At 43.5% G+C, this 705-nt stretch carries 1 protein-coding gene; it reads left to right on the forward strand.

What is annotated here, in order from left to right:
• Nucleotides 1–705, forward strand: a 705-nt coding sequence (locus BCU12_RS10970; RefSeq protein ID WP_102404307.1) for an IS110 family transposase, incomplete at both ends; no start/stop codon positions are given.

Raw genomic sequence — 705 nt, forward strand, 5'->3', positions numbered from 1 at the left:
GGAGTTGATACCGGCAAAACACAATTAGACATCCACATCAGGCCATTAGACTTATTTTTCTCTGTAGAGAATACAGAGAAAGGGATTAAAGCGGCACTCAAAAGAATCAAGAAGCACGACCCAACTCGCATTGTTATTGAAGCGACAGGGCGTTTAGAAATGCCTTTTGTGCTCGCATGTGCCGAAGCACAACTGCCTATCGTTCGAGCCAACCCTGTCCACATCAAGAGGTTCGCCGGTGCAATTGGACGACGTGCAAAGAACGACCGACTTGATGCGGATCTTATTGCTCACTATGGTGAAGCGATTAAGCCCAAGATTACTCAGATTAAACCTAAAAATATTCGTTTAATGAGCGACTTAGTCATTAGAAGAAACCAGTTACTCTCAATGCAAACGATGGAGAAAAATCGACTTCAGATATTACCGAAGGAACTACATTCATCCATCAAACCCATGCTGATCGCAATGAAAAACCAAATCACAAAAATAGAAGAAAAGCTCTTAAAGCTAATCGAAGAGTGCCCAGAGTATCAGGCCAAAAATGCTCTTCTGCAAAGTGTTCCTGGTATTGGAAATATAGCGGCTTCGTCAATCATCAGCAACGTACCTGAACTCGGCTATATCACCAATAAACAGGCGGCTTCACTAATCGGTGTGGCACCAATAACCAAGGAGAGTGGCCGATATAAAGGCAAGCGAGTC

The organism is Vibrio sp. 10N.261.55.A7 (assembly GCF_002877365.1).
Lineage (GTDB): Bacteria > Pseudomonadota > Gammaproteobacteria > Enterobacterales > Vibrionaceae > Vibrio.